Here is a 12207-nt window from a genome sequence, read left to right on the forward strand (position 1 = left end):
TTACACCTCTTCTTTCAATTCATGATCCTAACATGTCCTTACATCCTGTTTCGATGCTCGTCCTCATAAAGAGTATGTATTGATACAAATTCATATTTTCCATGGTTTTCTTCAAGATACTCTGTAACGGCCGAAATCGTATTTTCAGGTGCTCGTTCATCTGCTCCTGGATTTTCTCCATTGTCATGAAGAACAATAACGGCTCCATCCTTAATATGTTCTTGAAGTCTTTTTTTTAATCTATCCTTACCTAGGGATAATTTCCAATCTCCGAGTATAGCTGACCAGAGAACAAGACGGAAAGGCTTTGCTCCCCAATGGATGAATAGATTTAGATGTCCCCACGGTGGACGGTAATAAATCGGACGCTCACCAATAATGGACTCAATTAGATCTGCTGTCATTTTACACTGCTTTCTAATTTGCCAAGGCATGAGAAACCAATTGCTTACATGCTTATAATGATGTATGCCTATCGTATGACCTTCCTTATGCATGCGTTTAATTATGTCAGGATTCTTTTTCGCATGCTCCCCTACAACAAAAAAGGTAGCTTTTACATTGTGTTTTTTGAAAAGATCCAATAACATAGGAGTATATGATTGATCGGGTCCATCATCAAAAGTTAAAGATGCTTGACCTTTGGTATGAGATCTTTGAAAGATACCGATAGATAAAGAACGAATCGCAATCGTTGGGATGATACTGTATACTATAAATAAAGAAATTATCGTCAATACTATAAATAGAATATGTAACAAAAATCTCTCCCTCTTTCATGACTTTATTAAATTAGTTATAAAAAAGCAAATGACAACTATCACAAGACATAAAATAATCATGTATAGTGGGTTAAAAAGTACGAGGATCTTTTAAATGGAACTTATTCAAAATTATTTCTATACATATGGGTATCTTGCCATCTTTATTTTTATATTCTTTGGAATCGTGGGTATCCCATCACCAGAAGAATCGTTTTTGATCTTTGTTGGTATTGCACTTTCTCAAGGATCATTAAACATAGCGTTATGTATCTTAATAGCTTTCTTGGGGTCTCTAACAGGTATGATTACATCATACCTTATAGGTTATTATATCGGAAAACCGTTTATTATTAAATATGGAAAGTATATTGGTTTAACTCCAGAAAGATGGCGTAAAGCAGAAGAAAAATTTCAAAAGCGTGCCTTTATTATGATTACGATTGGTTATTTCATACCTGGTATACGACAAATTAATCCCTATATGGCAGGGTTAAGTCGTTACAAATTTATCTTTTATCTTATAGCTTCAACTATTGGTGCACTTGTTTGGTGTAATCTTTTCATTTTGTTAGGATTTTTTGTTGGAAATAAAGTACATGAGTATTTAACTTTTACTCCAGTTCACATTGCCATTGTCGGTAGCATCCTAGCTTTTGTCTTTATTATTGTTACCATTGTTCATTTTATTCGAATTAAACGATCCTCAGGCAAATAAATAAACTAAGATAGATAACATAAAAAACGGATCCTCATTGAATCCGTTTTTTATGTTATGATGGCTAATTTTGTGCCTTTATCCAACCTCTTATACATTATTACTTATGGGTAATTTCTTCACGTATTTCTTTAATTTTGCCATGACTCCAGAATAAACTGGAATATCACTTCGATACTCATTGATGGATTCACCATCCATGACATTAGCCCTTAAAATGGCATAAACCATGTCGAGAGTTGGTATTTCCTGATCTTTGAAGAAACGTTGAATGGCTTTTTTCCATTTAATTTGCTCAACTTCGTTATTTAATAAACAGGATAACTGCTTGTCTAAGCTTTCTTTCATGTTAATTTTATATACTAAATTTTGCTTAGTTAAAAACTCTAAGTTAATTAGTTCTTGACCAGGTAAAGCTGAGTGTATAAAGATAGGGATGTGTTTACATAACGCCTCACTTATTGTAACACCACCTGGTTTAGTCACGATTGCATCCGCCTTATTATATAACTGATTCATCTCTTCTCGTGATTGAACGTATGGAAGGGCGGTCACATGCGGTAAATTCAACTTGTTCAACGACTCAAATAATCGTTGATTTTTACCACATAAAATAATATAACGAAAAGCCGCATTTGGATTTGTCTTCTTAATTAATCCAACAATATCTCCTAATCCGCTACTTCCACCAGCAATCAAGATAGTCTTTATAGGATCTTTTTTATACGACTTTTTTCCATTTTTAAGAAACGTTTCATGAACAGGAATACCTGTGACAAGAATATATTTTTCATCCATATGATATTTCTCTACCATATGTTTTTTCACTTGTTGGTTGGGCACTAAATGAAAATCAATACCTTGTCTACCCCAAATGTCATTCATAAAAAAATCTGTATATGCATTTATAACAGGAATATTAACTATGCCTTGTTCTTTTAGTCGACTCATTAATAGTGAAGGGAAACCATGTGTACATACAACTAAATCTGGCTTCTCTTCATTTAATAGTTTTTTTAAGTGATGTAAGAAATATTTCTCAAACCCTATAAATGTACAATGTTTATGCGTTCGTGTATAGGCAAAATGTTTATATGACCAATCATATGTTTTAGGGATAAAGTGAATCCACTTCAAATATAGTTTTGAAATCATTTTTTCAAAGCTTTTATTACTATAACTGAGAAGATCTACTTTTTCACATTGTATGTCATTGCAACGATTTGACATCATATCTATCAAAGCATCTGCTACTCTGTGATGACCAGAAGGCATTTTAAACAATGGCAAGAACAAAATTTTCATTAGGATAACTCCTTCTTATACATGCTTGGCTATATCTTTTCTTTTACTTTTATCAATTTTAAGAAATAGGATCAATACCTTTACTTATACATTTAAGTAAGATTGCTATAAGAGGTTGTTCAAAAAGTCACCAAATGATAAGCTACTCTCGGCGCCCGCTTGTTTTTCCGTTCCTCATGTAGCAAAAACCTACATTCCGGTCCTCAGGAACTGACGCCGCTCTTAGCCTTCTTGCTTCTAATTTGTCACCTTTTTGAACACGCACTATAAGTATACCTTAAACTAGAACCTGAAATTTTTTCAAAAAATTAATGTCTTATTATACCGTTTTAAATCCTTATTAAAGTATAGCATAACAAAGCTTTTTATTCGCCCGTTTTTCTTTATGATTGTTGACATTATAACAAATATTCAAAGTATCATTATACATCTTAAATCATACCCCTATATCTGAAAGAATAGCCTTTGTGAAGTGAAGTACTTAAATACCATTCTAAACTTTTTCTGACTGTATACTAACATTGTGTAAAAGTATCCATTTTTCTTTTTTATTGGACATCGAATCATCTCCATTTTTTATTTGCCATATATGCGCGTGTTCAAAAATTTGGTGATTTTTTGAACAACCTCTATTCATCCGAAACTTATCTGCTTATCTATGTCCATCCTATGCCAAGAGATCCTAATACATGTCCAAATTTCACCTATTTTTTTATAACTCTTAAGACTCCCTACCCGTTATAGAACATATACACAAGCATCAGGAAAAAATAAAATGAGGAGATTAGCGCGTAGCGCTAATCTCCTCTAAAATTTAGTGAGTAGGTTCAAAGGTTTTACAATCTGTTTCCTCAGTTTCTTTGGCTTGTTCTCCATTATGACTAACAATATAAATCGCCTCTGCAGCACACTTATTCCCTTCTGCCCAATAGGTACAATTATTAACTTCACACAAAACATCTTTTGCCATGTGTTTTTCCTCCTTTTTGAAAAGTAAACACAGAAGTAGTTTTTGTTGTTCTTTAAATTTTATACTTTCATCTTAAGAGGTTGTTCAAAAAGTCACCAAATGATAAGCTGCGCATCTCGGCGCCCTCTTGTTTTTCCGGTCCTCAAAACAGCGCCGCCTTGATCTTCTTGCTTCTAATTTGCCGCCTTTTTGAACTCGCACTTTAGGGCTAACTCTAGGAAAAATAGGGACATTCTTTTAGGGGAAGGAAATGGTGAAGAGAAGAAAAAATATTAAGCGCTTTCAGTGGTTTTATAAAAAAAGAGAAAGGATTCTCTTTTTAATCTGTCATCATTCTATGCCATATGCATATATATTTAATAATCTTTCTAAAGCTAAAGTATACTTAATGACTCATTATTCGTTTATTACCTGACATTGAAAGACATACCTTTGATATAGATTAATTAAAACATCTAATTCTTTACTTTGCTTGACGGTCTTTTGATTTTTAATCCCACAAGTTTCAGCGACTTCAATTAATTCTTGTCTTTTTTTGGAGATTGAAGTCAATAATTCATCTTCATATCCAATTCCAAAGTCGATCATTTTTCCCCATTACCCCTATTCACTTTTATTTTAGATAAACTTGTACATGCTTATTACGTCCATTATGCAAAGAAAATCATACATTTTCAACCTTTTTGACAAAACTTCTTATAATGTGACAAAAAGATATCCTTATATAAAACTTACTCTAATTTTTCCCTAGATGTGTAAGAATTAAATTTCTTATTCAACCAACTTTAACACTTAAATTTAATACTTGTTTTGTCTTAAGGATTCGTTCGTAATGATGATTAAACGCCAAGTTTCTAAACATATAATGACAAAACTTAGCCAAATCCCAGCAAGGATATAATCGGTAATCAAATCACTCGGTAATTGAAATTCATAATAAACATGTGAGACGCCAACGATGAACAATAGAATTAAACCAATCACATTGATGAAAATTTTTAAAAGATACATTTTTACATGTCTTGAGACTAAAAACATAAAATATCCATATAAAATAAAAACCATAATCACTTGCTTATTCGGAGCAGTGGCATAATCTAAGTTAAGAAGTCCACCTTTGGTTAACCATTTTTCAATAACGAGGGGTAAGTAAGTGACAAAGACCATGCCGCCAATCAACATGATAAAAAATAATTTAATTTCAATTTCTTTTTGTTTGCCTTTAAAACCAATCCAAAGCAGTGTTAATAGACACACCACGATAAACGCAGGAAATTTTGATAAAACAAGGGCTTGCTCCATAATAGGATGCCAAACATCTGTTGGCATGGCCCCAAAAAGAGTCAATATATTATGATTAAAACGTATATAGTCTTGATCAACATAAGCATCAATGATCAAAAACATTAATGAAGTTAAAAGACTAAATACGATGACTGAGCATGCGATTAATAACTTAAGTTGAAATCGTGATTGAAAACGCATGTAAAGGGATTTCAAAGATCGTAAAATAATGAACTTGATCATTGGTAAATTAAATTTAACCACGTAATAAACAACAACAAGGATTCCAATGATAATAATAAAAATAACTAAATACTCTTTTACTGTGGATTCGATGAGTTTATATTTTGGGCCGAGAATCCTACCAAAGCCAATGAATGTTGAAACCCAAATAACAGCTCCTATATAAGAAAAAAAAGCATAGGACCGATAGGGTATGCGCGTAATCCCTGCAAAATATCCAGTAATGTGGCGTACCCCAGGAATAAAGCAGGAAAAAAGGAGCAAACGTTTTCCATAAAGATTAAAAGCTCGTGATAATTTATCTAATCGCTCCGGTCCTAAATGAAAGCGATGCCCATATTTAAGGAAGAACGGGGCTCCGAGTTTTTTCCCAATCCAATAGGAACATGTCATTCCACTGCAGCTCCCTAATATTCCTGAAATAAGCGCCAAAATAAGATTGATATCACCTTGATAAACAAGATATCCAACGTAACTCATTAATATTTCCGTAGGGATTGGTAGAGCTATTAGTTCTAACATTAACATTGAAAACAAAATAATATAGGTATAGTGATTTAACAAATGTATAAGCGTTTCCATCTTGGTCTCCCCACCTCCTCGTCTAAGTTCACTTGGAGATAAGCATTAATTGATATAAGTATGATTTTCCGTAAACTAAATACCCTTCAAAACTCAATCTATTTTTATGAATTTCTTTATTTTACTATTTTAAATGTTATTATCAACCATATTCATCTGATCTAAATGGTATAACCCGGCATTTTTAGGCAATGTTCTGATGGTAACATGGTAACATCGATCTCGCCATATATAAGAAAACTTGCCGATTGCGAGGCCTATAAGGCGCAGACAGCAGCCTAGTTAAAGTGTAAAAAAGCCACATTCATACTTAAAAGATGAAGTGGCTTATAACTTGAACTTATTGAAAGAAAGAGGCAATGGCATGGAAGAGCTGACTTAAGAATTCAGCTATTTTGGCAAAAAAAGCACTAATAGCTGCAAAAAAGCCTTTTCCTTCGTCCGAATTGGCAAAATGATGGAATTTATCTTTCAAGGATTTTAATTGATGACCAACTTGATCCCAGTTAAGGTTCAAATCTTTCATTTTATTAAATAGTTCCTTCAATTGATTCATTTCATCATTTGTTAGTTTTACATTCGTTTGGTCCGCAGCGTCTTGAATAATGTTTTGCATGTCTTGATCAGATTTAGGCGGATTTTTGGCTATTTTATCTTTAATAGCCGTAATGAGTTCTGCTGCTTTTTCCTTCCCAACCCCATCTTTCTTCGCCAGATTAGCTGTTGTTACCATCTCTTCATTTGCAACTTGCTTATTTTTTTCAGGGATTTTGTCACCTGTTTGTACTTCATAGGCCTTAATCAAACCTGTTAAACCAGCGGTACCAGATACGGTAAACGGGGCTGTTACATAGACCTCAGCATCTTTCACGCCAGCCGTCGCTAATGCATTCATATACATATCGTTCGAAACGTAATTAATGTTATGTGTGCTAACAGATAATCCAGAGTCTTTTTGGCCTAACGTAATTTTAGCTGAGCTAATAGCACGTGTACCAATTTGTGCTTTGGGTAAATAATTATCAAGGTATTGATGCTCTTCTTGGTTGGTAACTTCAACGATCTGAACATTATTTTTATCCACATTCATTTCTTTTAACAGCGAATCTTTTTGTGATGGCGTCAAGTTTGCTCCGAGTGTCACGATGACATCTCCCGGCGAGGCATCTGCATAAGCAAAAGGAGCGATGCAACTTAAACTTAACAAGGCCGCTATGAATAACAAGAAACTTTTTCGAATCATAATGGTTTCTCCTCTTGTCACATACTTTTTACTAACTTTCTTATTATTTTTCGTTTTCTGCTATAGGTTTATGTCTTATTAAAAGCAAATCATTTTTCAACAGCTTTAGTTGAAATAAGCCATCATAATCCAAAGGAATATGATAGCTATCCATTTACTCAATATCTGAACCTCATGACTAAAGTCACGAGTGCTCTCGGCTATTTCATAAACACGACACTGATTTGTTCTGACCGTGTTCTTTTTTATTTTTCTTCGCTAATTTCAAAATCAACTGCAAGTGTATCAACCATGCCGATGCTTTTTAAATAGGAAACAACCGCTTGGTGTTCATCTGATGGTCCATAGTTTTCTAGAGAAGCTTTGTCAGTAAATCTTACAGTTAACCCCATCTCATATCCTTTACTGCGATCTGAAAAATTATGATTAGATTGAATATCCACAATGCCTGGCAACTCAAGTTTTAGATGACGAAGTCTTTTCATACCTTCTTCTTTTTGTTCATTTGTTGTTTCGTCTTTAAATTTAAATAAAACAATATGTTCGATCATTTTTATCCCTGCTTTCTATAAATTAGCGGACTATGAGTGTTAAGCTTCAAAATAATCATAACATCCTTAAAGTAAAAAACAAGTGATTAAGGACGGCTTCATAAAGACATTCTCTGCTTAGATTAGCTCCACCCGATTTGATCTATTTCCTTGGATCATATAGTATTTATATTACCTATGAAAGGGTACATTTAATAATATGGTTGTTGTCCTCAAATTCTTATAATCTATCAATATCCATTTATAATTTGTTAATTCCATATTTATGATAAACATCTTAGAAAAGGAGGGACTAACCCTGGAAACTGTTGTTTTATTTAAACTTTGTTGTTCAGCTATTGTTGGCATCATACTCGGTTTTGAACGAGAAATGAAACAAAAGCCTTTAGGCATAAAAACTTGTCTTGTCATTTCTATAACGAGCTGTCTATTAACGATCGTTTCAATTGAAGCTGCGATCCAAACGAATAAAGGGACCCTAAGACCGTTTGCAGACCCTATGCGTTTACCTGCACAAATCGTCAGTGGAATCGGCTTTCTCGGAGCTGGTGTTATTTTAAGACGCGGCAATGAAATTGTATCCGGTTTGACGACTGCTTCTATTGTATGGGCTGCAGCCGGTTTGGGATTATGTATAGGTGCAGGATATTACATTCCTTCTCTTTTTGGAATCGTCTTAATTATCATGAGTATTGATATCATTCCCTATGTAAGAAAGAAATTCGGTATAAAAAGAAAACGCCTGAAATCACTGACCATCACAACCACGGTCTTGGGTGTCTCTGATATTGGTAAAATTATTGACAATATATCCAAACAAGACATTGATATTTCAAACATTGGTATTAAGCAAGTATCAGAGGGACACGAAGTCAAAATGTTATGTAAGGCCCACCAAGGGATCGAAATTGAATCCATTTATGCTGAAATTCAATCAGATAATCATGTTGAGAAAGTAAAAATAGAATAATGCCTGTCACCACCCAAGTTTTGTCGAAATTTGACGCACAATAAAAGAGAGCCAATCATTAAGGGAAAAAGATTGGCTCTCTGTTTATATGCTCTAGCCTATTTTTAGACTGGAGTTTTTTTGTGTTTCTCGATTTTTCATTTTTTTGAGGGTTCACTGTACATTAAAATAACGAGCTTCGGGATGCGTCACGACTACTGCTGTGACCGATGCCTCAGGGTCCATCATCCATCCATCGGTTAATTGAATCCCGATATCTTCTGGGCGAATTAATTTGAAAAGTTTTTCTTGATCTTCAAGGTTAGGACAAGCAGGATATCCAAATGAATAGCGTTGTCCTTGATATTTTGCAGTAAATCTTTCTTGCATCGTGAAGTCCGTTGGATCAGGAAATCCCCATCTATCTCGCATTAATTGGTGAACTCGTTCTGCTAAACCTTCTGCCGTTTCGAGGGCCAAAGCTTGCAAGGCATGACTTTCTAGGTATTGACCTTCTTCTTTTAATTTTATAGATCTTTCTCTTATACCTTTTCCACTCGTCACAGCAAAAAAACCAATTGAGTCGATCTGACCACTATCTACTGAACATATATAATCTGCCAAGCATAGATAAGGTGCTTTTTCTTGTCGTGGAAAATGGAAGCGTTCAATCACTTGATTTTTATTCTTAGGATCATAGATGATAATGTCATTTCCATCTGATTGCGCCGGAAAAAATTGATACATGGCTGAAGGTTTCAGTATGCCTTCATGCTTTGCTTGATGTAATAAAGAATCTACCATGTCTTTTAACTGAAGCGTTCTTTCATCTCGTTCTTCTAATAAACGAGAAACTTTACCTTTAAGCCCTAAGTGATGCCCAATGAGCATCTGCATATTAATATAAGGCTCAATTTGAGCGATATTGATATCTCTTAGAATATGCCTTTCGAAATCTGGCGGGGTATAACGCTTAACATCGGTTGATACGGTCGATTTTGGCTTTTCAATAACGGCAACACTCTGCGAAGCCGGCGCTTTTATTACAGATTGACTTAGCTTTTCAAGTTGTTCAAGTTGCCCTTTCATTAATAATTCTTTTTTATCCTGATCCATGAGCTGATTAGAAAGAGATAATCCCTCCATCGCATCTTTTGCGTATAGAACAAGACCCTCGTATTCAGGCTTAATTTTATTCAACGTAAATTTACGAGTGAGTGCTGCTCCTCCAACTAAAATAGGTATCGAAATATTAGCTTGGTGTAGATCTTGAGCCGTTAGCACCATTTGCTGAGCTGATTTAACAAGCAAACCAGAAAGACCAATAATTTGAGGCTTCTCTTTTTTAATGGATTCAATCAGTGTAGTTGGTGTAACTTTGATGCCTAAGTCAACCACTTTAAATCCATTATTGGATAAAATAATTTCCACCAAATTTTTCCCTATATCATGAACGTCACCTTTAACCGTAGCCAGAACCACTTTGCCTTTAGAATGATCTGTTTCATTCTTATCCATATGTGGTTCTAAAAATGAAACCGAAGCTTTCATCACTTCTGCACTTTGGAGAACCTCAGCTACAATTAATTGATTATCATTGAATAGGCGACCTACTTCGGCCATCCCATCCATCAATGGTCCATTTATAATATCTAAGGGAGTTGGATATTTCTCTAACGCCTCTGATAAATCTTTAAGTAACCCTTCTTTTGTTCCTTCAACCACATATTGCGCTAATCGTTCTTCTAAACTTAACGATTCAAGCGGTTGTTTATTTTCTTTCTTTTTTCCTCGATAAAAAGCTGTAAAATCAGCTAAAGTTTTATCCGAGGTACGAAACAGAAGGTCATCAGCAAGCTTTACTTCTTCCTCACTTATCGAAGCAAACCGTTCTAATTTCTCTGTATTTACAATGGCATAATCAAGTCCAGCTTTCGTACAATGATAAAGAAAAACGGCATTCAAAATTTCTCTTCCAAGTGGTGGTAGTCCAAATGATACATTACTTATACCAAGAATCAGTTGACTCATTGGAAAGGCTTCTTTGATTTTATTTATTCCCGTAATGGTTGCCTCTGCCGCACCAATATATTGCTCGTCTCCTGTTCCGACTGGGAATACGAGTGGATCGAATATAATATCTTGAGGATTAATTTCGTATTTATTCACGAGTAAATTCCAAGATCGTTTCGCAATCTCTAGCTTTCTCTCAGCTGTAACGCCCATTCCGTCTTCGTCAATGGTTCCTACCACGATCGCAGCGCCATATTGTTTGACTAAAGGAATGATTTCCTCAAAACGCTTTTCTCCATCTTCTAAGTTGATGGAATTGATAATCGCTTTTCCTTGGCAATATTTTAATGCCGCCTCTGTGACTTCACGATCTGTTGAATCGATGACAAATGGTGCTTTCACTTTCTTTGTCACAAAAGAAAGAAACTTTTCCATATCTTCTTTTTCATCACGATCGGGATTGGCAAGACAGACATCGATAACCTGCGCTCCACCTTTGACTTGGGCTCTTGCTATTTCAGATGCCTCTTCATATTTACCTTCTACAATGAGCCGTTTAAATTTTCGAGATCCGATAACATTTGTACGTTCACCGACAAGAATCGGACGCATGGAAGGATCATCATAAATAATCGCATCAATGCCGGATACAGCATGGGCATGTGTTCGTGAAGGTTGTCTAGGAGGATACTTTTCAATGACTTCCCTTAGGGCACGAATATGGTTTGGGGTCGTCCCGCAACAACCACCAACAATATTAACCCAGCCTTTTTCAGCAAAACCTTCAACTTTCTTTGCTAGAGATTCCGGTGATTCATGGTAATGCCCTTCTTCATCAGGAAGCCCTGCATTTGGATAGCAGCTGACAAATGTTGTTGAAAGTGAAGCTAGGGTCCTTATATGATCAGTCATAAATTCTGGACCTGTTGCACAGTTAAGTCCCACTGCTATTGGATTTAAATGTTCGACAGAAATATAGAAAGATTCAATGGCTTGACCAGCAAGTGTTGTTCCCATCGGCTCTATGGTTCCCGAAACAATAATGGGGAGTTTTGTTTTTAATATCTCAAACGCATTTGAAATACCTTGATAGGCCGCTTTAATGTTTAACATGTCTTGGCAAGTTTCCAGCAGGAGTACATCTACTCCGCCTTTGATTAAAGCCTGAGCTTGTTCTTTGTATGCCGCTTGCATGGCGTCAAAAGAGATTCCGCCTGTGACTGACAATGTTTTTGTGGTAGGTCCCATCGCTCCTGCGACAAACCTAGGATGATCAGGAGTCGAAAAATCTTCAGCCGCCTTTTTTGCAATAGCCACTGCGGCCATATTAATTTCTTCAACTTTTGAACCAAGATCATAGTCGTCTAATACAACGCTCGCTCCACCGAAAGTATTGGTTTCAATGATATCTGCTCCCGCTTCAAGATACCTGCGGTGAATCTGGTCAATAACCTCCGGTGCCGTAATATTTAAATACTCATTGCATCCCTCATATTGCTCACCGCCAAAATCGGACGCTGATAGATTAGCGGATTGAATCATGGTTCCCATCGCACCATCTAAGATGAGGATTCTTTTTTCTAGTTGT

General features: G+C 35.4%; 10 protein-coding genes. 2 read left to right on the top strand and 8 right to left on the bottom strand.

The features are described 5' to 3' along the window. Positions 1 to 38 precede the first annotated feature (38 nt). Positions 39 to 761 carry a polysaccharide deacetylase family protein gene (locus FG390_RS09590; protein WP_258311638.1) on the bottom strand — a complete coding sequence of 241 codons (723 nt, stop codon included), beginning with the start codon at positions 759 to 761 and terminating at the stop codon, positions 39 to 41. A 115-nt stretch (positions 762 to 876) separates the two neighbouring features. Between FG390_RS09590 and FG390_RS09595 the strand changes: the two genes are divergently transcribed. Beyond that, entirely contained in the window at positions 877 to 1479 is a 603-nt protein-coding gene (locus FG390_RS09595) for a DedA family protein (RefSeq protein WP_141190814.1), read from the top strand. 90 nt (positions 1480 to 1569) lie between these two features. On the opposite strand, the gene FG390_RS09600 is transcribed toward FG390_RS09595, so the two are convergent. The 6 genes from FG390_RS09600 to FG390_RS09625 form a co-directional block, all read right to left on the bottom strand. Beyond that, positions 1570 to 2784, bottom strand: a complete 1215-nt coding sequence (locus tag FG390_RS09600; RefSeq protein WP_141190815.1) for an MGDG synthase family glycosyltransferase — start codon at positions 2782 to 2784, stop codon at positions 1570 to 1572. Positions 2785 to 3598: 814 nt separating this feature from the next. Beyond that, the gene (locus FG390_RS09605; RefSeq protein WP_141190816.1) at positions 3599 to 3754 is read right to left on the bottom strand and encodes a DUF1540 domain-containing protein; all 156 of its coding nucleotides are present in this window, start codon (positions 3752 to 3754) and stop codon (positions 3599 to 3601) included. Positions 3755 to 4150: 396 nt separating this feature from the next. After that, positions 4151 to 4342, bottom strand: a complete 192-nt coding sequence (locus FG390_RS09610; RefSeq protein WP_141190817.1) for an aspartyl-phosphate phosphatase Spo0E family protein — start codon at positions 4340 to 4342, stop codon at positions 4151 to 4153. 210 nt (positions 4343 to 4552) lie between these two features. Beyond that, positions 4553 to 5863 (bottom strand): VTT domain-containing protein, encoded by a 1311-nt coding sequence (locus FG390_RS09615; protein ID WP_141190818.1) that lies wholly within the window; start codon positions 5861 to 5863, stop codon positions 4553 to 4555. Between the two features lie 340 nt (positions 5864 to 6203). Continuing rightward, a complete protein-coding gene (locus FG390_RS09620; RefSeq protein WP_141190910.1) occupies positions 6204 to 7103 on the bottom strand; it encodes a DUF1002 domain-containing protein in 900 nt (299 codons plus the stop codon). Between the two features lie 248 nt (positions 7104 to 7351). Continuing rightward, positions 7352 to 7657, bottom strand: coding sequence for a Dabb family protein (locus tag FG390_RS09625; protein WP_141190819.1), 306 nt, complete (start codon positions 7655 to 7657; stop codon positions 7352 to 7354). A gap of 265 nt (positions 7658 to 7922) precedes the next feature. On the opposite strand from FG390_RS09625, the gene FG390_RS09630 reads away from it, so the two are divergent. Then, the gene (locus FG390_RS09630; protein ID WP_141190820.1) at positions 7923 to 8627 is read left to right on the top strand and encodes an MgtC/SapB family protein; all 705 of its coding nucleotides are present in this window, start codon (positions 7923 to 7925) and stop codon (positions 8625 to 8627) included. A gap of 153 nt (positions 8628 to 8780) precedes the next feature. Here FG390_RS09630 and metH read toward each other — a convergent pair whose 3' ends face one another. After that, on the bottom strand, positions 8781 to 12170 hold the full coding sequence (metH, locus tag FG390_RS09635; protein ID WP_373681549.1) for a methionine synthase: 3390 nt from the start codon (positions 12168 to 12170) through the stop codon (positions 8781 to 8783). Positions 12171 to 12207: the final 37 nt, after the last annotated feature.

The sequence above is a fragment of the Terrilactibacillus laevilacticus genome (assembly GCF_006517395.1).
Lineage (GTDB): Bacteria > Bacillota > Bacilli > Bacillales > Sporolactobacillaceae > Terrilactibacillus > Terrilactibacillus laevilacticus.